This window comes from Klebsiella sp. MBT K-1 (assembly GCF_002556465.1).
Taxonomy (GTDB): domain Bacteria; phylum Pseudomonadota; class Gammaproteobacteria; order Enterobacterales; family Enterobacteriaceae; genus Klebsiella; species Klebsiella grimontii.
On sequence record NZ_PDEL01000014.1, the window covers coordinates 102,682 to 123,827 of the forward strand.

20 protein-coding genes are annotated in these 21,146 nt (G+C 55.8%); 11 read left to right on the forward strand and 9 right to left on the reverse strand.

The genetic code is table 11. The annotated features are described in order from the left end of the window. Positions 1 to 2 precede the first annotated feature (2 nt). Positions 3 to 977, forward strand: coding sequence for an AraC family transcriptional regulator (locus tag CMQ96_RS20790; protein ID WP_064342506.1), 975 nt, complete (start codon positions 3 to 5; stop codon positions 975 to 977). On the opposite strand, the gene cobO is transcribed toward CMQ96_RS20790, so the two are convergent. After that, complete coding sequence (gene cobO / locus CMQ96_RS20795) at positions 949 to 1,539, reverse strand: cob(I)yrinic acid a,c-diamide adenosyltransferase (RefSeq protein ID WP_024359428.1); 591 nt, start codon at positions 1,537 to 1,539, stop codon at positions 949 to 951. The two genes, CMQ96_RS20790 and cobO, sit on opposite strands and share 29 nt — an antisense overlap. After that, a complete protein-coding gene (locus CMQ96_RS20800; protein ID WP_004121257.1) occupies positions 1,536 to 2,297 on the reverse strand; it encodes a YciK family oxidoreductase in 762 nt (253 codons plus the stop codon). Before CMQ96_RS20800 ends, cobO begins: the two co-directional genes overlap by 4 nt. 254 nt (positions 2,298 to 2,551) lie before the next feature. On the opposite strand from CMQ96_RS20800, the gene sohB reads away from it, so the two are divergent. Further along, positions 2,552 to 3,598, forward strand: coding sequence for a protease SohB (gene sohB, locus CMQ96_RS20810; RefSeq protein WP_024359427.1), 1,047 nt, complete (start codon positions 2,552 to 2,554; stop codon positions 3,596 to 3,598). Positions 3,599 to 3,654: 56 nt separating this feature from the next. Here sohB and CMQ96_RS20815 read toward each other — a convergent pair whose 3' ends face one another. After that, the gene (locus CMQ96_RS20815) at positions 3,655 to 3,906 is read right to left on the reverse strand and encodes a YciN family protein (RefSeq protein ID WP_004101388.1); all 252 of its coding nucleotides are present in this window, start codon (positions 3,904 to 3,906) and stop codon (positions 3,655 to 3,657) included. Positions 3,907 to 4,316: 410 nt separating this feature from the next. Between CMQ96_RS20815 and topA the strand changes: the two genes are divergently transcribed. From topA to acnA, 4 genes are all read left to right on the forward strand, one after another. After that, entirely contained in the window at positions 4,317 to 6,914 is a 2,598-nt protein-coding gene (gene topA, locus CMQ96_RS20820) for a type I DNA topoisomerase (protein WP_024359426.1), read from the forward strand. A 329-nt stretch (positions 6,915 to 7,243) separates the two neighbouring features. After that, entirely contained in the window at positions 7,244 to 8,218 is a 975-nt protein-coding gene (cysB, locus tag CMQ96_RS20825; RefSeq protein ID WP_004121248.1) for an HTH-type transcriptional regulator CysB, read from the forward strand. A gap of 245 nt (positions 8,219 to 8,463) precedes the next feature. Continuing rightward, the gene (locus CMQ96_RS20830) at positions 8,464 to 8,631 is read left to right on the forward strand and encodes a YmiA family putative membrane protein (protein ID WP_004139526.1); all 168 of its coding nucleotides are present in this window, start codon (positions 8,464 to 8,466) and stop codon (positions 8,629 to 8,631) included. 394 nt (positions 8,632 to 9,025) lie between these two features. Beyond that, complete coding sequence (gene acnA / locus CMQ96_RS20835) at positions 9,026 to 11,698, forward strand: aconitate hydratase AcnA (protein ID WP_098067276.1); 2,673 nt, start codon at positions 9,026 to 9,028, stop codon at positions 11,696 to 11,698. A 56-nt stretch (positions 11,699 to 11,754) separates the two neighbouring features. Here the strand turns inward: acnA and ribA are convergent, their stop codons facing one another. Then, entirely contained in the window at positions 11,755 to 12,345 is a 591-nt protein-coding gene (gene ribA, locus CMQ96_RS20840) for a GTP cyclohydrolase II (RefSeq protein WP_004139521.1), read from the reverse strand. Positions 12,346 to 12,506: 161 nt separating this feature from the next. On the opposite strand from ribA, the gene pgpB reads away from it, so the two are divergent. The 5 genes from pgpB (at position 12,507) to yciH (ending at position 16,150) form a co-directional block, all read left to right on the forward strand. Continuing rightward, on the forward strand, positions 12,507 to 13,274 hold the full coding sequence (gene pgpB, locus CMQ96_RS20845) for a phosphatidylglycerophosphatase B (protein ID WP_049086276.1): 768 nt from the start codon (positions 12,507 to 12,509) through the stop codon (positions 13,272 to 13,274). A 135-nt stretch (positions 13,275 to 13,409) separates the two neighbouring features. Beyond that, complete coding sequence (locus CMQ96_RS20850; RefSeq protein WP_004139517.1) at positions 13,410 to 13,718, forward strand: LapA family protein; 309 nt, start codon at positions 13,410 to 13,412, stop codon at positions 13,716 to 13,718. A gap of 6 nt (positions 13,719 to 13,724) precedes the next feature. Then, positions 13,725 to 14,894 carry a lipopolysaccharide assembly protein LapB gene (gene lapB / locus CMQ96_RS20855; protein WP_004139516.1) on the forward strand — a complete coding sequence of 390 codons (1,170 nt, stop codon included), beginning with the start codon at positions 13,725 to 13,727 and terminating at the stop codon, positions 14,892 to 14,894. A gap of 192 nt (positions 14,895 to 15,086) precedes the next feature. Then, a complete protein-coding gene (gene pyrF, locus CMQ96_RS20860; RefSeq protein WP_098067277.1) occupies positions 15,087 to 15,824 on the forward strand; it encodes an orotidine-5'-phosphate decarboxylase in 738 nt (245 codons plus the stop codon). Next, positions 15,824 to 16,150, forward strand: a complete 327-nt coding sequence (gene yciH, locus CMQ96_RS20865; RefSeq protein WP_004139508.1) for a stress response translation initiation inhibitor YciH — start codon at positions 15,824 to 15,826, stop codon at positions 16,148 to 16,150. Before pyrF ends, yciH begins: the two co-directional genes overlap by 1 nt. Positions 16,151 to 16,247: 97 nt before the next feature. On the opposite strand, the gene osmB is transcribed toward yciH, so the two are convergent. The 5 genes from osmB to CMQ96_RS20890 all read right to left on the reverse strand — a co-directional run bounded on the left by osmB (position 16,248) and on the right by CMQ96_RS20890 (position 21,086). After that, positions 16,248 to 16,466, reverse strand: a complete 219-nt coding sequence (gene osmB, locus CMQ96_RS20870; RefSeq protein ID WP_004139496.1) for an osmotically-inducible lipoprotein OsmB — start codon at positions 16,464 to 16,466, stop codon at positions 16,248 to 16,250. A gap of 264 nt (positions 16,467 to 16,730) precedes the next feature. After that, complete coding sequence (locus CMQ96_RS20875) at positions 16,731 to 17,480, reverse strand: DNA-binding transcriptional regulator YciT (protein WP_024359422.1); 750 nt, start codon at positions 17,478 to 17,480, stop codon at positions 16,731 to 16,733. A 72-nt stretch (positions 17,481 to 17,552) separates the two neighbouring features. After that, a complete protein-coding gene (locus CMQ96_RS20880) occupies positions 17,553 to 17,735 on the reverse strand; it encodes a hypothetical protein (RefSeq protein ID WP_004121231.1) in 183 nt (60 codons plus the stop codon). A gap of 177 nt (positions 17,736 to 17,912) precedes the next feature. Beyond that, on the reverse strand, positions 17,913 to 19,847 hold the full coding sequence (locus CMQ96_RS20885; RefSeq protein WP_098067278.1) for an exoribonuclease II: 1,935 nt from the start codon (positions 19,845 to 19,847) through the stop codon (positions 17,913 to 17,915). An 81-nt stretch (positions 19,848 to 19,928) separates the two neighbouring features. Then, positions 19,929 to 21,086, reverse strand: coding sequence for a carboxymuconolactone decarboxylase family protein (locus CMQ96_RS20890; protein ID WP_049085522.1), 1,158 nt, complete (start codon positions 21,084 to 21,086; stop codon positions 19,929 to 19,931). Positions 21,087 to 21,146 lie beyond the last annotated feature (60 nt).

Genomic DNA, 21,146 nt, shown 5'->3' on the forward strand with positions numbered 1-21,146 from the left:
GCATGTTCCCTTTTTCAGTGACTCATCCTCGTTCGGTCAGCCAGACCGGCCGACAGACGGTGAACAGCGGCTACGAGCTGATTGCCTTTGATGCGGAGAAGCTGAACGTGTTTGCCGCGGAGGTTCGCTACTGCGAGCCTCACTGGCATCCGGCTCCGGAGCTGATTACCGTGCTGGCGGGGCGATTTACGCTCTCTGTCGGCCAGCAGAGCCTGGAGCTTACGCAGGGGGATATGCTGTACATCAATGCCGAAGAGGTCCATTCGCTTAGCGCGGAGGAGGCGGGCAGCCAGCTGGTCACCGTCCAGTTTTCACCCGGCCTGTTTGATGAGCTTCATCCCTCGCCGCAGCTGGACTGGAATACCTGCGAACGACCTTACTCGACGGCAGACAGTGAGGTGCACCTCCGGCTGGCGAGGCTACTGGAACAGCTAATCGATAACCACGCGCCGTTTCAGCGCATCGCGGCGATTTATCTGCTGCTGGATGCGGTCGTCTGCGCCGGAAAGCCGACGCGGCGCGGCGAAAGCTCGCTGCGCGACGAGGCGATGATCAAAAAAGGCATTGATTTTATCAATCAACACTTTGATCAGCCGCTGACCCTGAGCGAGGTCGCCTGCCATAGCGGGATGAGCTACTCCTGGTTTTCGCGGTTGTTCAAAAAAGTGAGCCGCTATAATTTTAAAGAGTACCTGACGCTGGTGCGGCTAAACAAAGCCCGCACTCTGCTGCGCGATACGCGCACGCCAATCACTGAGATTAGCCACAGCTGCGGCTTTCAGGAGCACAAGTCTCTAATTGCCGCCTTTAATAAATACTGCGGCGTCACGCCAACCGAATACCGTAAGCGCTTCGTCTCGCGGCAAAATATTCCCGAAAGCGAGCTGGCGCTGGGGGAGGATTGCCTGTGCCTGCCGCTCAATCATGGGCTGCTCGAGCGGCTGGCGGCTAGTAGTCGATCCCTATCTGCGCCTTGATCCCGGCATCGAAGGCGTGCTTAACCGGACGCAGTTCGCTAACGGTATCGGCCAGTTCGGTAATTTCACGGTGGCAGCCGCGGCCGGTGATAATGACCGTCTGGTGCGCCGGGCGGCTGCGCAGCGCGGTAAGCACCTCTTCCAGAGGCAGGTAGTCGTAGGCCACCATATAGGTGAGCTCGTCCAGCAAAACGAGGTCGAGGCTTTCATCGGCCAGCATTCGGCGCCCGTGCTCCCAGACTGAAAGGCAGGCGGCGGTGTCGCTTTCGCGATCCTGCGTATTCCAGGTAAAACCGGTCGCCATCACCTGAAATTCGACGCCGTGCGGCTCGAGCAGGTTGCGCTCGCCGTTTGGCCAGGTGCCTTTTATAAACTGCACGACGCCGGCCTTTTTACCGTGCCCGACGGCGCGGGTAACGGTGCCAAAAGCGGCGGTGGTTTTGCCTTTACCGTTACCGGTAAACACGATCACGATGCCGCGTTCTTCCTGCGCGGCGGCGACGCGAGCGTCAACTTTCTCTTTTACCCGCTGCTGGCGTTCGCGGTGGCGTTCATCACTCATTGTGCGATTCCTGGTTTGCGGCCCGGCTGGGCGTCAAAAGTCATTCCCGTCTTACGGCGGCTGTCGTCGCCCATCAGCCACAGGTAAACCGGCATGATATCAGCGGGGGTTTTCAATTTTTGTGGATCTTCCGTTGGGAAGGCATTGGCGCGCATTTTGGTGCGCGTGCCGCCGGGGTTGATGCAGTTAACCCGCAGATGACGGCTCTGATACTCTTCGGCCAGCACCTGCATCATGCCTTCGGTGGCGAATTTAGATGCGGCATAAGCGCCCCAGTTGGCGCGCCCCTGACGGCCGACGCTGGAGGAGGTAAAGACCAGCGAACCCGATTCGGATTTAAGTAATAAAGGAAGCAGCGCCTGGGTGAGCATAAAGGTGCCGTTCACGTTTACCTGCATGACCTGCTGCCATACTTCCGGCTTTTGCCGATCCATCGGGCAGACATCGCCCAGCAGACCCGCGTTGTGTAGTACGCCGTCGAGGCGCGGATAGTGGATGGCGATCTTCTGCGCCAGCTGTTGGCACTCCTGCGGCGTGCAGGTTAACAGGTCGAGAGTGAACCAGCGGGCGGGAATGCCGCCCGCTTGCTGAATCTCGTGCGCAACGCTGCGCAGCTTCTCTTCATTACGGCCGACCAGGATAACGCTGGCGCTATAGCGGGAATAGGTCAGGGCGGCTTCACGGCCTATGCCATCGCTGGCGCCGGTAACCAGGATGATGCGATCCTGTAACAGGTGACGTTGCGGTTGATAGTGCACGGCGACTCCTCGGGCGATCGGCAGGCGATCGCGCTTGCTATTCGGTATTTCACTTTTGCGCTTTATGCCTGAAAGCGCCCGCTATTGCAATCGGCGAAACGGAAACTCTTCGCGGAATTAATATCTTGCAACGATTTCATCGTCGCTGAAAAAAACAGGAAGGCGCCTCGCACGCGACACAAAGCACAAAGACTTCTCGCCGACGGCTGATGTACACTGTGCGCCAACGTCAGCGGTTTACACAAGGTGAAAACGTGGAATTACTTGCTCAATATGGCCTGTTTTTGGCCAAAATCGCGACCATCGTTGTCGCAATTGCGGTTATCGTCGCCATTATTGTTAACCTGACTCAGCGCAAAAAACAGCGCGGCGAGCTGCGGGTAACCAATCTTAGCGAGCAATATAAGGAGATGAAGGAAGAGCTGGCGGCTTCGTTGCTCGATGGGCCGCAGCAGAAGCTGTGGCATAAAGCGCAAAAGAAAAAGCTCAAGCAGGAAGCAAAAGCGGCAAAGGCGCGGGCAAAGCTGGGAACCCCCGAGCCGGACGCTAAACCGCGCGCCTGGGTGCTGGATTTTAAAGGCAGTATGGATGCCCACGAAGTCAGCAGCCTGCGCGAAGAGATCACCGCCGTTCTGGCGGCGGCAAAAGCGCGCGACCAGGTGGTGATTCGCCTTGAAAGCCCCGGCGGCGTGGTCCACGGCTACGGCCTTGCCGCTTCACAGCTGCAGCGTCTGCGCGACAAACAAATCCCGTTAACGGTCGCGGTAGATAAAGTTGCGGCCAGCGGCGGCTATATGATGGCCTGCGTGGCGAACAGAATCGTCAGCGCGCCGTTCGCTATCCTTGGCTCTATTGGCGTTGTGGCGCAGATCCCCAACATCAATCGTTTTCTTAAGAACAAGGACATCGACATTGAGCTGCATACGGCCGGGCAGTACAAACGTACCCTGACGATGCTGGGCGAAAATACCGAAGAAGGGCGCCAGAAATTCCGCGAAGATCTCAACGATACCCATCGACTCTTCAAAGACTTTGTCCACCGGATGCGCCCTGAGCTGGATATCGAGCAGGTAGCGACGGGTGAACACTGGTATGGCGTTCAGGCGCTGGAAAAAGGCCTTGTTGACGCGGTGGAAACCAGCGATGAACTTCTGCTGGGCCTGATGGACAAGCATGAGGTTATCAGCGTGCGCTACCAGCAGCGTAAGAAAATGCTCGACCGGTTTACCGGCAGCGCGGCGGAAAGCGCCGATAAACTGCTGCTGCGCTGGTGGCAGCGCGGGCAAAAGCCGCTGATGTAAAAAAAACAACGCGAGGCACGGGCCTCGCGTTGTCGTATTGGCCCTGCGCGCGGCGGTTAATCCGCCAGGTGATACTTATCAGACAGCTCGTGCGCGAGATATTTAAACATATTGAATACCGCCGTACTCTTCGCCGTTGGCAGACCCTGCTCATCAAGATAAAACTCGCCGCTGAACACCAGCACGCCGTTACGCTGAACGACGTCGGTGGCCTCGATCCCGGCTAACGTATCTTCATGTTCGCGAATGAGTTTGTTGGCTTTTTCCAGAAGCGTCTGGCGATCGATGGGTTGGGTTGTACCTTGCATAAATGCCTCCTGTGATTCTTCGCGGCTAGTCTACGCCGCACGGCGACGAGGGGCAAATTTTCCATGGATCTTATGGGGGTAATCGCAGGAGCTTAATAAACATCAGTTTAGTGGCGGGATTTGCTTTTGCATGCTAATAAAGTTGCGTAACGAATTTTATCAGGTACAGTGTGACGCTTTCAGCGATCTGGCAACAGATTTGCTTGACATTCGGCCAAAAATTATTCGTGCTATGTCGCCTGGCAAGAAAAAGCCAGCAAACTCAGCTATCTGGTTTTATGGACCTGAAACCGGTGCAAAGGGTTGATATCCATCGATAACGACGCAACATAGGTTGTGACGTGTCGCCAGTGGATGGTGAATCAATGTGCGATGTATTCCTGGATGAATCAAATTAGGTAAAGGTGAATATGGGTAAAGCTCTCGTTATCGTTGAGTCCCCGGCAAAAGCCAAAACGATCAATAAGTATCTGGGTAATGACTACGTGGTTAAGTCCAGCGTCGGTCATATCCGCGATTTGCCGACCAGTGGCTCAGCTTCCAAAAAGAGCGCCGACTCTACCTCCACCAAAGGGGCTAAAAAGCCTAAGAAGGATGAACGCGGCGCTCTGGTCAACCGTATGGGCGTGGACCCATGGCATGACTGGGATGCGCACTATGAAATACTCCCGGGTAAAGAAAAGGTTGTTTCCGAACTCAAACAGTTGGCGGAAAAAGCTGACCACATCTATCTCGCAACCGACCTTGACCGCGAAGGGGAGGCCATCGCATGGCACCTGCGGGAAGTTATCGGCGGTGATGAACAGCGCTATAGCCGCGTAGTGTTCAATGAGATCACCAAGAATGCTATCCGTCAGGCTTTCGAAAAGCCGGGCGAACTGAATATTGACCGTGTTAACGCTCAGCAGGCGCGCCGTTTTATGGACCGCGTGGTGGGTTACATGGTTTCTCCGCTGCTGTGGAAAAAAATTGCCCGTGGTCTGTCCGCAGGCCGCGTCCAGTCGGTTGCCGTACGTCTGGTGGTTGAACGCGAGCGTGAGATTAAGGCGTTTGTTCCGGAAGAGTATTGGGAAGTTGACGCCAGCACTACGACACCAGGCGGCGATGCGTTACCGCTGCAGGTGACCCACAGCGGCGATAAGCCGTTCCGTCCGGTGAGCCGTGATGAAACCATGGCAGCGGTTGCGCTGCTTGAGAAAGCCAGCTACAGCGTGCTGGAGCGTGAAGACAAGCCGACCAGCAGCAAGCCGGGCGCGCCGTTTATCACCTCCACGCTCCAGCAGGCCGCCAGCACGCGTCTTGGCTTCGGCGTGAAGAAAACCATGATGATGGCGCAGCGCCTCTACGAAGCGGGGCATATTACCTATATGCGTACCGATTCCACGAACCTGAGCCAGGACGCGCTGAATATGGTGCGCGGCTATATTGGCGATAACTTCGGTAAGAAATATCTGCCGGAAAGCGCTAACCAGTACGCCAGCAAAGAAAACTCCCAGGAAGCGCACGAAGCGATTCGTCCTTCCGATGTCAACGTGCTGGCCGAAACGTTAAAAGATATGGAATCTGATGCGCAGAAACTGTATCAGCTGATCTGGCGCCAGTTTGTCGCCTGTCAGATGACGCCAGCGCAGTACGACTCCACCACCCTGACGGTGAAAGCCGGCGATTTCAAACTGAAAGCGCGCGGTCGTACGCTGCGCTTTGACGGCTGGACCAAAGTGATGCCAGCCCTGCGTAAAGGCGATGAAGATCGTACTTTACCGCTGGTCAACAAGGGCGAAAGCCTGAGCCTGGTCGAGCTGACGCCCGCGCAGCACTTTACCAAGCCGCCGGCGCGTTTTAGCGAAGCCTCGCTGGTTAAAGAGCTGGAAAAACGCGGCATCGGCCGCCCGTCCACCTATGCGTCGATCATTTCGACCATTCAGGATCGCGGCTATGTGCGGGTGGAAAACCGTCGTTTTTATGCGGAAAAAATGGGCGAGATCGTCACCGATCGTCTGGAAGAGAACTTCCGCGATCTGATGAACTACGATTTCACCGCGCAGATGGAAGACCGCCTCGACCAGGTGGCCAACCATCAGGCCGAATGGAAACAGGTTCTCGATAACTTCTTCGGAGACTTCACCTCGCAGCTGCAAACGGCGGAGAAAGATCCGGAAGAGGGCGGCATGCAGCCGAACCCAATGGTTCTGACCACCATCGACTGCCCAACCTGCGGGCGCAAGATGGGGATCCGCACCGCCAGCACCGGCGTCTTCCTCGGCTGTTCGGGCTATGCGCTGTCGCCAAAAGAGCGCTGCAAAACTACCATTAACCTGGTGCCGGAAAACGAAGTTCTCAACGTGCTGGAAGGCGAGGACGCTGAAACCAACGCGCTGCGCGCCAAACGCCGCTGTAAAAAATGCGGCACGGCGATGGACAGCTATCTCATCGATCCTAAGCGCAAGCTGCACGTCTGCGGTAATAACCCGACCTGCGATGGCTACGAGATTGAAGAGGGCGAGTTCCGCATTAAGGGCTATGATGGCCCGATCGTTGAGTGTGAGAAATGTGGCTCTGAAATGCACCTGAAGATGGGGCGTTTTGGTAAGTATATGGCCTGCACCAACGACGAGTGTAAAAACACCCGTAAGATCCTGCGTAACGGGGAAGTGGCGCCGCCGAAAGAAGATCCTGTGCCGCTGCCGGAGCTGCCGTGCGAGAAATCGGACGCCTACTTTGTTCTGCGCGATGGCGCGGCGGGCGTTTTCCTGGCCGCGAACACCTTCCCGAAATCGCGCGAAACCCGCGCGCCGCTCGTGGAAGAGCTGTACCGCTTCCGCGACCGCCTGGCCGAGAAGCTGCGCTATCTGGCCGATGCGCCGCAGCAGGATCCGGAAGGCAACAAAACGATGGTGCGTTTTAGTCGTAAAACTAAGCAGCAGTACGTTGCGTCAGAGAAAGAGGGTAAAGCCACCGGCTGGTCAGCTTTCTATATTGACGGCAAATGGACTGAAGCGAAGAAGTAACTGCTATCACCGGAAATAAGGGCCGCGTCGCGGCCCTTTTTTAACACTGCATGTTGCTGATATCCAAGATTTATTCTGTATCGTCTCTCGCCTTATAACCGACTTATTATTTTTTGTTAGTATCTATACACTGTAGATATAAATGATATAGTGGTTATAGCTAATCTCTTTTTTATTATCTTATCGTCTTATACATCATCGTCTTCAGGATACGTTGTGGCGCCGACACGGCGAGTCGCAGGCTTGGGGGGGCAATCCGCCCGCCGGCAAGTGACCTGAGCGTAAAATGTATTAAGCGGGTTTATTTTACGTGCTATCGGATATCAGCCATGAAACTACAGCAGCTCCGCTATATCGTTGAGGTTGTTAACCATAATCTGAACGTCTCCTCGACTGCCGAAGGTCTGTATACCTCACAGCCGGGCATCAGCAAGCAGGTTCGCATGCTGGAGGATGAGCTGGGCATTCAGATTTTCGCCCGCAGCGGCAAACATCTCACCCAGGTGACTCCCGCAGGCCAGGAGATCATACGCATCGCTCGCGAGGTCTTATCGAAGGTGGATGCGATCAAGTCGGTGGCGGGTGAGCATACCTGGCCAGACAAGGGCTCCCTGTACGTTGCGACTACCCACACTCAGGCCCGCTACGCGTTGCCGGGCGTGATTAAAGGCTTTATCGAACGCTACCCCCGCGTCTCCTTGCACATGCATCAGGGGTCGCCAACGCAAATCGCCGAGGCGGTGTCGAAAGGCAATGCCGACTTCGCTATCGCGACCGAAGCGCTCCATCTCTATGATGATTTGGTCATGCTGCCGTGCTATCACTGGAACCGCTCCGTGGTCGTCACGCCAGAGCACCCGCTGGCCTCGCGCGAGTCGGTATCGATTGAGGAGCTGGCGCAGTATCCGTTGGTGACTTACACCTTCGGCTTCACCGGTCGTTCCGAGCTGGATACCGCCTTTAATCGCGCCGGCTTAACGCCGCGCATCGTTTTCACCGCCACCGACGCCGATGTGATTAAAACCTACGTGCGTCTGGGCCTTGGGGTAGGGGTGATTGCCAGTATGGCGGTGGATCCGGTTTCCGACCCGGACCTGGTCAAGCTCGACGCCAACGGTATTTTCAGCCACAGCACCACGAAAATAGGTTTCCGGCGCAGCACCTTCTTGCGAAGCTATATGTATGATTTTATTCAACGATTTGCGCCGCATCTGACGCGGGATGTAGTCGATACCGCCGTCGCTTTGCGCTCAAATGAAGATATCGAAGCGATGTTCAAAGATATTAAATTACCGGAAAAATAACCGCAGAAAAAATAATGGCATCCTCTCGGGGATGCCAAAACCTATAATGACCTGAAAATGAATATCTAAACCTCGTCTGAATCACAATTTTCGTTAACTCCTCGTACCACATTTGCAAATATACCTGCCGCGATCAAATTAATGAGCAAAGATATCTTCCGGGAAGCGAATTCACTGGATTAATAGCCAATCCATAATTAAGATTTATCTGTGGTTAGAAATTCTTAGCGATTGGTGGTGAAAAAATGATTAGTGATATCGATTATATGAAGTTTGCGATGTCACAGGAACGTGACAAGACTGAGATAGATCCGGTTTTGAGAAGTAAGGCCTGGAGCGCCGTTATCCTTGGGCTTGCGATGTTCTGGAGCGTCATTGCTCTGGTTGTCTGCAACGTTTGGTTTCTAAGCTAGAGCACCTTCCAGTCAAAATGGTTGTGTCATTTTTATGACAAGTGAAATATTGAGTAATATTCCATCGGATAAAATAGCGGCAATAAGGAGGATATAATTTTTCCCTTTTTACACTCGCTCGATAAATTTACGCTATTGAACTAATCGCCAGAATAATGGCGATTAGTTCTTCTTTGTACTTGTGTACTAATACGCCACGGTCGCCGATACACACCTGTCTTCTTCAATCCTTCTCAATATATCCGCCCTCATTATTCAAATTTCCTGTCTTTATGCGTTAAGCCTATTTTAGCAATTTGGGTTGTTATCAAAATGTTACATCAAAGATGTGTTATCTTTAATAATGACCCTGAGGAGGATCAGGGGATGCTATCCCTAAGGTAAAGGAGGAGCTATGTCGTCAACCCTACGAGCAGCCAGCAAGGATACGCTACAGGTTAAAGATAAAACCTGGCATTACTACAGCTTACCGCTGGCCGCCAAACAACTGGGCGATCTCTCGCGCTTGCCCAAATCGCTCAAAGTGCTACTGGAAAACCTGCTGCGCTGGCAAGACGGTGATTCCGTGACCGCCGAAGATATTCATGCCCTGGCCGGATGGCTGAAGCATGCCCATGCTGACAGGGAGATCGCCTACCGTCCGGCGCGCGTTCTGATGCAGGACTTTACCGGGGTTCCCGCCGTGGTGGACCTGGCGGCGATGCGCGAAGCGGTCAAACGCCTGGGCGGCGATACCGCTAAAGTGAACCCGCTTTCGCCCGTCGACCTGGTGATTGACCACTCGGTCACCGTCGACCGCTTTGGCGACGATGATGCTTTTGAAGAGAACGTCCGACTGGAGATGGAGCGCAACCATGAGCGCTACGTCTTTTTGCGCTGGGGGCAGCAGGCATTTAGCCGCTTCAGCGTGGTACCGCCGGGTACCGGTATTTGCCACCAGGTAAACCTCGAATACCTTGGACGGGCGGTGTGGAGCGAACAGCAAAACGGCGAGTGGGTGGCTTTTCCCGACACCCTGGTCGGCACCGATTCCCATACCACGATGATTAACGGTTTAGGCGTCCTGGGCTGGGGCGTCGGCGGTATTGAAGCAGAAGCCGCGATGCTGGGGCAGCCGGTATCCATGCTAATACCGGACGTCGTCGGCTTTAAACTGAGCGGCAAGCTTCGTGAAGGCATTACCGCGACTGACCTGGTCCTGACGGTGACCCAGATGCTGCGCAAACACGGCGTCGTTGGTAAGTTTGTTGAATTCTACGGCGACGGCCTTGATTCGCTGCCGCTGGCGGACCGCGCGACGATCGCCAATATGTCGCCGGAGTATGGCGCGACCTGCGGCTTCTTTCCGATTGATGCGGTTACGCTTGACTATATGCGCCTTACCGGGCGCAGCGAAGAGCAGGTGGCGCTGGTGGAAGCCTATGCGAAAGCGCAGGGTATGTGGCGTCAGCCCGGAGATGAGCCGGTATTCACCAGCACCCTGGCGCTGGATATGGAAACCGTCGAAGCGAGCCTGGCCGGACCGAAGCGCCCGCAGGACCGCGTAGCGCTCGGCGATGTCCCCCGTGCCTTTGCCGCCAGCACCGAGCTTGAAGTCAACCACGCGCAGAAAGATAAACGGCCAATCGACTATACGCTCAACGGACAGCAGTATTCGCTGCCTGACGGGGCGGTGGTGATTGCCGCTATCACCTCCTGTACTAACACGTCAAACCCCAGCGTCCTGATGGCCGCCGGCTTGCTGGCCAAAAAAGCCGTTGAGCGGGGTCTGAAACCGCAGCCGTGGGTGAAAGCGTCGCTGGCGCCCGGATCGAAGGTCGTTTCCGACTATCTGGCCCACGCAAAGCTGACGCCCTGGCTGGATGAGCTGGGCTTTAACCTGGTCGGTTATGGCTGTACCACCTGTATCGGTAACTCAGGCCCATTACCTGACCCGATTGAGCGTGCCATCAAGCAGGGCGATCTGACCGTCGGGGCGGTGCTCTCCGGGAACCGCAACTTTGAGGGACGCATTCATCCGCTGGTAAAAACCAACTGGCTGGCTTCGCCGCCGCTGGTGGTCGCCTACGCCCTGGCGGGGAATATGGATCTCGACCTGACCCGTGAGCCGTTAGGCACGGGGAAAGACGGCCAGCCGGTGTATCTGAAAGATATCTGGCCGAGCGGAATCGAAGTGGCGCAAGCGGTTGAGCAGGTATCAACGGAGATGTTCCGCAAAGAATATGCCGAAGTGTTTGAAGGGACCGCCGAGTGGAAGGCGATAAAAGTGGATCGCTCTGATACCTACGACTGGCAGAATGATTCCACCTACATCCGCCTGTCGCCATTCTTTGATGAAATGGGCGTTGAGCCTAAACCGGTAGAGGATATTCACGGCGCGCGCATTCTCGCCATGTTGGGCGACTCGGTTACCACCGACCATATCTCTCCGGCGGGCAGCATTAAAGCCGATAGCCCTGCGGGCCGTTATCTGCAAAATCACGGCGTCGAACGTATTGATTTTAACTCCTACGGCTCCCGTCGCGGCAACCACGAAGTCATGATGCGCGGGACGTTTGCCAATATTCGTATTCGTAACGAAATGGTCCCCGGCGTGGAAGGGGGGATGACTCGTCATCTTCCGGATACTCAGCCGATCGCTATTTACGATGCCGCCATGCTCTACAAAGAAGAGGGGACGCCGCTGGCGGTGATCGCAGGCAAAGAGTACGGTTCCGGCTCCAGCCGCGACTGGGCGGCTAAAGGACCGCGTCTGCTCGGCGTCAGGGTGGTGATTGCCGAGTCCTTCGAGCGTATCCACCGCTCCAACCTGATTGGCATGGGGATCCTGCCGCTGGAGTTTCCGCAGGGGGTGACGCGCAAAACGCTGGGGCTAAACGGCGAGGAGCGGATAGATATCAGCAACCTGCAGGCTTTGCAGCCAGGTATGACGGTGCCGGTCACGCTGACCCGCGCGGATGGTCGGCAGGAAGTGATTGATTGCCGCTGCCGTATCGATACCGCGACGGAGCTGACCTACTATCAGAACGACGGTATTTTGCACTATGTGATCCGCAATATGCTGTAAAGTCGCGTCTGATATAAAAAGGGCCAGCACAGGCTGGCCCTTCATTTTCAACGGCATTACTGACTCAGCAGGTGCCCCATTTTGGCGGCCTTGGTGTCCAGATAGTGGGCATTTTTCGGGTTGCGCCCCACAATCAGCGGCACGCGTTCCACAATATTGATTCCCGCTTCAGTGAGGATCTCGACCTTCTTCGGGTTGTTGGTCAGCAGGCGTACCTGGTCGACGTTGAGCAGCTTAAACATATCTGCGCACAGCGTGAAATCGCGCTCATCGGCGGCAAAGCCCAACTGATGGTTGGCTTCAACGGTGTCATAGCCTTGATCCTGTAAAGCGTAGGCGCGGATTTTGTTCAGCAGGCCGATATTGCGCCCTTCCTGACGGTGGTACAGCAGAATGCCGCGTCCCTCTTCGGCAATATGCGACAGCGCCGCTTCCAGTTGAAATCCGCAATCACAGCGCAGGCTAAAAAGGGCGTCGCCCGTTAAACACTCAGAGTGTACGCGAGCCAGAACCGGGGATTGCCCCGAAATATCGCCAAAGACCAGCGCGACGTGATCCTGCCCGGTTGCCAGTTCTTCAAAACCCACCATGAGAAAATCGCCCCATGGGGTTGGCAGTTTGGCTTCTGCCACACGTTTAAGCTGCATGTGATTCTCCAGATTCTATCAGCACCTGACTGTGCTTCTGTTTGCCGCTATTTTGCCACAATGGCGCGACGTTCTCCTAATTGCGTAGGGTTACCTGCGCGCAAAGCGCACAAACGAACTACTTTCCGTTATGATATTGAGGTCAATGAAAAGGAGACGAGATGCTGTTGATTGCCAGACGAACCGCCGTTGGCGCGGCCCTGTTATTAATCATGCCCGCTGTGATTTGGATTACCGGCTGGAAATGGCATCCGGGGCTGTCGGCAGGGGCGATGAAGCTGCTGTACTGGATAACTGAAACGGTGACGCAACCCTGGGGGATTATCACGCACGTTATCTTATGTGCCTGGTTTCTGTGGTGCCTGCGTTTTCGTCTGCGAGCGGCGATAGTGCTGTTTCTCATTTTGGCCGCAGCGATACTGGTTGGGCAGGGGATGAAGTCGTGGCTCAAAGACCGCGTACAGGAGCCTCGTCCCTTTGTTATCTGGCTGGAACAGACGCGGCAGGTGCCGGTCACGCAATTCTACGCGTTGAAACGCAAAGATCGCGCTAAACTGGTGCATGAACAGCTGGCGCAAGAGCAGCAGATTCCTAAATTTTTGCGTAAGCACTGGCAAAAAGAGACCGGCTTCGCTTTCCCTTCAGGCCATACGATGTTCGCCGCCAGCTGGGCGCTGCTCGGCGTGGGCTTACTGTGGCCGCGCCGTCGCTGGGTCACCATTGCGCTGCTGCTGACGTGGGCGACGGCGGTGATGGGAAGCCGCCTGGCGCTGGGCATGCACTGGCCGCAGGACCTGATCGTCGCGACGCTGATCTCCTGGCTGCTGGTGACCCTGGCGACCTGGCTTGCCCAGCGGTTCTGCGGGCCGCTATCGCCGCCGGGAGAAGAGGCGCAGGATATTAAAAAAAGGGCGGCAGCGCCGGAATAATGTTGATATTAGCCGTATCAGGCCGCATATCCTTAACGGGTGTCATGCATTTCCATTTCACCGCTGCGGCGAAAATGATACTTTATAGGGCTGAACGCGGGATTTTTTCGCGCAACCCACAGAACGGGAAGTCATGTGAAATATTTTCTTATTTTCTTACTGGTGTTAGCCATCTTCGTCATTTCGGTGACCCTGGGCGCGCAGAATGACCAGCTGGTCACGTTCAACTATCTCCTCGCGCAGGGTGAGTTCCGTATTTCGACGCTGCTGGCCGTGCTTTTTGCTGCCGGTTTTGCTATCGGCTGGCTGATATGCGGCCTTTTCTGGCTGCGCGTTCGCGTCTCTCTGGCGCGCGCCGAGCGTAAAATTAAACGTCTGGAGCACCAGATCGCGCCAGCCAGCGCAACGCCTGCCGAAGCCGGCGTTCCTGCGGTGAAGGAATAATCATTTATGCTGGAGTTGTTGTTTCTGCTTTTGCCCGTGGCCGCAGCCTATGGCTGGTATATGGGGCGCAGAAGTGCACAACAGTCCAAACAGGACGATGCGAGCCGTCTGTCGCGTGATTACGTAACAGGGGTTAACTTCCTGCTGAGCAATCAGCAGGATAAAGCCGTCGATCTGTTCCTCGATATGCTGAAAGAGGACACCGGCACCGTCGAAGCCCACCTTACGCTGGGCAATCTCTTCCGCTCGCGCGGTGAGGTTGACCGCGCTATTCGCATCCATCAGAGCTTAATGGAAAGCGCCTCGTTAACCTACGACCAGCGCCTGCTGGCCGTCCAGCAGCTGGGGCGAGATTATATGGCCGCCGGGCTCTATGACCGGGCTGAGGGGATGTTTAAACAGCTGGTAGACGAGACGGATTTTCGCCTGAGCGCGCTGCAGCAGCTACTGCAAATTTATCAGGCGACCAGCGACTGGCAGTCGGCGATAGAAGTGGCCGAACGTCTGGTTAAGCTGGGCAAAGATAAGCATCGCGGTGAAATCGCCAATTTCTGGTGTGAACTGGCGCTGCAGCAAATGGCGGGTAACGATCTCGACAAAGCGATGGCGCTGCTGAGGAAGGGCGCCGCCGCGGACCGCAATAGCGCTCGCGTCTCGATCATGATGGGCCGGGTCTGGATGGAAAAGGGCGACTATGCGAAAGCCGTAGAGAGCCTTGAGCGGGTGATTGAGCAGGATAAAGAGCTGGTGGGTGAAACCCTGGAGATGCTGCAAACCTGCTACCAGCAGTTGGGTAAAATCGACGAGTGGGAAGCCTTTTTACGCCGCTGCGCAGAGGAAAATACCGGCGCGACAGCGGACTTGATGCTGGCGCAGATCCTTGAACAGCGGGAAGGTGCCGAGTCCGCGCAAAACTACGTGACTCGCCAGCTGGAGCGCCATCCGACGATGCGCGTGTTCCATAAGCTCATCGACTACCATATCAATGAAGCCGAAGAGGGGCGCGCGAAGGAGAGCCTGGGCGTTCTGCGCCATATGGTGGGCGAGCAGGTCCGCAGCAAACCGCGCTACCGCTGCCAGAAGTGTGGTTTTACCGCTCATACGCTGTACTGGCACTGTCCGTCCTGCCGGTCGTGGTCAACGATTAAGCCCATTCGCGGACTGGACGGGCAGTAAATTTAAAAAAAAAACCGCACTTTAGTTACAACATACTTGGGGGTATTTGCGTCATCTCCTCCAGCTATGGCGCACACGTCGTCCGGCAGGAAGGGAAATGCAGCCTGTTATTTTCGGCTTATCGCAGGTAGAATGCTGCCCGTTTACCTTTTTTGCGCCGAACCGGCGCTCATCAACAATTAAGGTCCGGTCATGACGTCTACTGCTTCATCTTCTTCCCGCGTTGTCACATCCTCTCCCATCGTCGTTGCTCTCGATTATGATAACCGTGATAAAGCGCTGGCGTTTGTCGACCGTATCGACCCGCGCGACTGCCGCCTGAAGGTGGGCAAAGAGATGTTTACCCTGCTGGGGCCGCAGTTTGTTCGCGACCTGCACCAGCGCGGTTTTGAGGTTTTCCTCGATCTGAAGTTCCACGATATCCCGAATACCACGGCGCGTGCGGTCGCCGCTGCGGCAGAGCTGGGCGTCTGGATGGTCAACGTTCATGCCTCCGGCGGTGCGCGTATGATGACCGCCGCGCGTGAAGCCCTGCAGCCATTCGGAAAAGAGGCGCCGCTGCTGATTGCGGTCACGGTATTAACCAGCATGGAAGCCAGCGATCTGCTGGATCTGGGCATTACGCTTTCTCCGGCTGACTACGCCGCGAAGCTGGCGGCGCTGACCCAGCGCTGCGGACTGGATGGCGTAGTCTGCTCGGCGCAGGAAGCGGTTCGCTTTAAGCAAGAGCTGGGCCAGGCGTTCAGGCTGGTGACGCCCGGCATTCGTCCACAAGGTAGCGATGCGGGTGACCAGCGGCGCATTATGACGCCGGAACAGGCGCAGGCGGCGGGGGTTGATTACATGGTGATTGGTCGTCCGGTAACGCAGTCTGCCGATCCTGCCGCCACCCTGCGCGGCATTAACGCATCGTTGAACACGGGGGCATGATGAACGATTCCAACAGCCGTCTGGTGTATTCAACGGACAGCGGCCGTATTGATGAACCTAAACCGGCGCAAGCGCGCCCGAAAGGGGACGGTATCGTACGTATTCAGCGGCAGACCAGCGGGCGTAAGGGTAAGGGCGTATGCCTGATTAGCGGTATTGATGAAAGTGACGACGCGCTGGCGAAGCTTGCTGCCGAGCTGAAAAAGAAATGCGGCTGCGGCGGAGCGGTTAAGGATGGCGTGATTGAGATTCAGGGCGATAAGCGTGACTTGCTCAAATCGCTTCTGGAAGCCAAAGGCATGAAAGTTAAGCTGGCAGGCGGTTAATTAATAATAAGGCCACGATAAATATCGTGGCCTTCATTTTTGTGCTGGTGTACTCGTCAGCTAATATAAACTTTCATATTATTGTTCGTGGTTAATATTATTTACCCACCTGGTGGCCGATAATACCGCCGACTGCCGCGCCGCCCAGGGTGCCCAGGGTGCTACCGTCAGTTAATACCGCACCGCCCAGCGCGCCGGCGCCTGCGCCGATAGCGGTGTTGCGGTCGCGTTTAGACCAGTTAGAACAAGCGCTCAGAGACATTGCAACAGTGACGGCCAGAACTACCGCGGCCATTTTTTTGTTCATTGAAGTCATCATTTTTTTTCTCCTGAATAATCTATTCATGGATACAACTTCCCTTAAGCATAGCTTGTTACTCTTGCTCAGGGGTTATTCCATGAAGCTTTAGTTGCGCAGGTGTTACTCTAATCACGCAGGTGATAGTTACTCCCTGTTATATCGCTAACATTAATTCTACTTTCTATAAATTTTTCAGGCAGGTAAAAAGTCTGAATTCAGGTGTCAGAAAAGTCTCAGACGATAGCGATGCCGGGCAGCCCCGGCAAAGTGAGGGCAGGATCAGGGGTGGTTAACGATATCGACGGCTAAACCGCATTCGATTAACTGGCTGCGCACGGCATCATTGAGATTATCGTCGGTGATAATACGGTTAAACCGTTCTATCGGCCCGAGCGGATAGGGATGAACCACGTTAAATTTAGAGCTGTCGCTCAGCACAATCGCCTCACAGCCCTTTTCCAGCACCGCGTTAACCACGTCGGCGCGCATCATATCCCGTCCGGTAAATCCGGTTTCAGCCTGCCAGCCGTCAATGCCGATAAAGGCCTTGCTGAAGTGGACCTGCTGAATAAACTGGCGGGTCAGTGGGCCAACCATACTTTCGCTGCGCTTTTGATAAATCCCGCCCAGCAGGATCACTTCTCCGGGCGTCTCTTTCAGCAGATGCGCAATATAGCTGCTGACGGTGATGATGGTGATATCACCGCGCTCGGCAAGCGTACGGGCGAGCAGGGCGTTGCAGCTCCCGTTCTCGATAAACACCGTTTCTCCGGACGAAACGCGCGTTGCGGCCCGCGCAGCCAGCTCTCGCTTAATGGCGAAGTTGGTCATCATGCGGGTTTCCACATCTTCGCTATCCAGCGGAACCGCGAAGCCGTGAGTACGGCGCAGATAGCTCTGCTTCTCGAGTGAATTCAAATCCTGGCGAATGGTGACTTCAGAGACACCGGTCATCTTCGCGAGATCGGCCACGCTCATACGGCCTTTGTCGATGACCATTTGCAAAATACTTTGTTGTCGGGCGTTCATAGCAACTTCGCAGTTAAGGGCTATTTGGGCGAGCGATCGGCCCTGGGTGGCCGATTGCGGCGATGGAGATTATCAAATTTCCCACGGGGCTTTAGGCTGACCGGGTTTATTTTCCTGTTCGTCGCTGGAAAGCGCCTGCAGCTCAGCTTTGAGGATTTCCAGATTATGGATCGCGGAGTGATAATCCCCGGCAACCAGAATATCCAGCACGGTATCGATTCGTTGGGCGAGCAGGCGGGCATTCAGATCTGACATGGCGTTATCCTGGTTACAAATATGAATAAAATCAATGATGCTAAAAACGGATGAAAAAGAGAAGCGAAAAAAACGCACAAACTAATCCATCTACGATGATTCGTAGGCAACGCGCAGAAAAACAGCTGGAAGGGATAAAAATGCGGCTCCGTTTAAGGGAGCCGCACAGGGCAGTTATCAGGCGGCAGGACGCGCAATCACGCTACGGGTTTCCATACGGACTTCGGCAATCGTCACATCGATAACATCCGTGACTTTGTAGACGACTTCGCCTTTAATCTGCACGGTGCCGTTTTCCTGGCTGCACACCAGCTCATCGCGCACGGCGTGAAGGAACGGCGCCGGGATAAAGGCAACCGCGCCGTTATCAACCAGGCGCACGCGCATGCCGCCGCGGCTGACATCAATAATCTCAGCCGCAAAGCGGGTAGTGGTACCGGCCTGCGGATTCAGATAGCGGGCGTACAGCCAGTCTCCGACATCGCGCTCCGCCATGCGGTTGAGGCGGCGGCGTTCAGCCATTTGTACCGCAACATCATCCTGCGGACGGGAGATCGCTTCCCCTTTAATAATCGCTTTCAGCAGACGATGGTTGATCATATCGCCGTACTTACGGATCGGGGAGGTCCAGGTCGCATAGGCCTCAAGACCGAGGCCGAAGTGCGGGCCCGGCTCGGTGCTAATTTCTGCAAACGACTGGAAGCGGCGAATACGGCTGTCGAGGAAACCGGACGGCTGCGCGTCCAGCTCGCGACGCAGCTTGCAGAAGCCTTCCAGCGTCAGCACTTCCACCGGGTCAACGTGCACGTCGTGCGTCTTCAGTAAGGCCGCGAGCTGTTCGGTGTTGGCCGGATCGAATCCGGTATGCACGTTATAAACGCCGAAACCGAGCTTATCGCGCAGCACGCGGGCGGCGCAGATGTTGGCGGCGATCATTGACTCTTCAACGATACGGTTAGCGATGCGGCGCGGTTCGGCAACGATATCCAGCACTTCGCCTTTTTCGCCCAACACAAAGCGATAATCCGGGCGGTCTTTGAACACCAGCGCGTGGTTTTTACGCCATTCGCTACGACGCAGGCAGACCTCCTGCAGCAGTTTAATTTGCCGGGCGATAGTCTCGCTGTCCGGCTGCCAGCTGCCGTTGTTTTCCAGCCAGTCGGAAACATCATCGTAGGCCAGCTTCGCTTTCGACTCGATGGTCGCCGCGAAGAACTGAATATCGTCTTCGATGGTTCCGTCATCAGCGAGGATCATGCGGCAGGCCAGCACTGGGCGAACCGCGTTGGGGCGCAGAGAGCAGAGGTCGTCCGAGAGCTCGCGCGGCAGCATCGGAATGTTGAAGCCAGGCAGATAGTTGGTAAAGGCGCGAATTTTCGCCGTGTTGTCCAGCTTGCTGCCTTCGGCAATCCAGGCGGTCGGATCGGCGATAGCGACGGTCAGGTGCAGTTTACCGTCAGCGTTCTGCTCGACGTACAGCGCATCATCCATATCTTCGGTGCTGGCGCTATCGATGGTCACGAAAGCCAGTTCCGTTAAATCGCGGCGTTCCAGACCTTCATCAAGCATCTCGGTCGCCACGCCGTCCGGCGCTTCTTTTTCCAGATTGTGACGCGCCAGGGTGACCCACCATGGTACGAAATGATCGTCGCCGTAGGTAATGTACTGGGTGAGCTCAGCGTAGAAACCACGGTCGCCTTTCAGCGGATGACGGCGCATTTCGGCAACGGCCCAGTCACCCTCTTTAAAATCATGCTCTACGCCGCGCGCGGCGCGGCAGGGAATGGCATCTTTCAGCAGCGGATGGTCAGGAACGATAGAAAGACGATCGTCTTTTTTATGAACTTTGCCGACAAAACGCGTCAGGAACGGCTCAACCAGTTCTTCCGGTTCAGCGCTTTCGCGTTCTTTTTCAGTATTGACCACGGCGATAATACGATCGCCATGCATCACTTTTTTCATTTGCGGCGGCGGAATGAAATAGCTTTTCTGCGAGTCGACTTCGAGGAAGCCAAACCCTTTTTCCGTCCCCTTAACGACCCCTTCAACGCGCGGAGTCTGGGAATGCAGTTGCTGTTTAAGCTGCGCTAGCAGCGGGTTGTCCTGAAACATAATTTCGTATTTTCGTGGCTAAAAGAGCGGCTGACATTTTTACGCGAATATGCCTGCCGCAGCAAGCGCTGTTTCAGCAATTTATGTCTCCTGACCTACATTGCCGAGGGCGATTTTCAGCCGATTCATCCAACCGCACAGCCCGCACCAGGCGAGAAGATCGATAGCCGCGCTGCGGGAAAGCCCGTATTCAGTGAGGGGAGTTAGCTGGGCGGCGCTGAAGCGGTCGGGCGCGCGGGTCAAAAGCTGTACAGATTGTAAAAGCTGGCGCTCAATTGACGGGGTGTCTCCCCATGCCTGGACGCCGGATTCATTACCGCGCAAAGCGTCCGTGAGATCGGCCAAATCTGGACATCGCGAAGCCCAGGCGTTAAAGCAGCTGACGCTGCCATTAATCCGCGCGGCTATCAGCGCCACCTGCGCGGCGAACGGCTGTTGGCCGCTAAGATGGGTCAGAAGCTGTTCCTGTAGCGCCAGCGGAGGTTCCTGGGCCGCCAGCAGCGGAGCCAGTTCGAAAAGGCCCGGATGTTTTTGCCAGTTCGCTAAAAGAGACTGGCGATCATCGTCGGCATAGCGCAAGTCGGAATCGTCAAGCCCTGGCTGCCAATCACTCCCCCTCGTGTCGAAAAGCGCTTCTGGAGCATCTTCCTGCTGCGGCATGCCGGGGATCCAGCGCACCGGGTAGCCCAGCGCGGCATGGAATGCGGCGATAGCGCGAGCCTGGAAGCTGATAAAGCCAATGATCTGATTGATGAGGATAATATCGCGACTGGTCAGCCCAACTTCATCTAGCTGGCTGCGGGAGAGTGCGTTAATCAGCGAAGGAGAGCTCGCGAGCTGGCGTGCGTACTGGGTAATCTGCGCCAGGCGACGGTTGCTCTCGCGCGAGGAGTCCGGACCGGGAAGCGGCGCCAGCCGGGCGGCGTAGTGATTGCACAGGCGCTGTACGCCATAAACCTGGGCGACGGTCAGTGCCGTACTCAGCCGATCGTAGGCGCTAAACGTCTGCAGACGATTAACCGTCACTGACGTGGGGAAGAGGACATCTGCCAGCCGCCGGGCGGGCGTAAGCCAGCGCGCATGCGCCTCGAGCAGCTCTTCGGGGAGCGTCAGATCGAGTAGAAAACGATCTTCGACGTGGGCGGCTTCTGGGACGAGCGGCAATACATCCACCGGGCAGATTGTTGACTGGGTCTCATGATACCAGTGGTTTTTGCCGTAAACGCGGCGTTGCTCCATGGGCGTTCCTTGTTCGGTATGTGGCAAACCGCCGTTTCGCGGTCATGCTATGCGGAACTA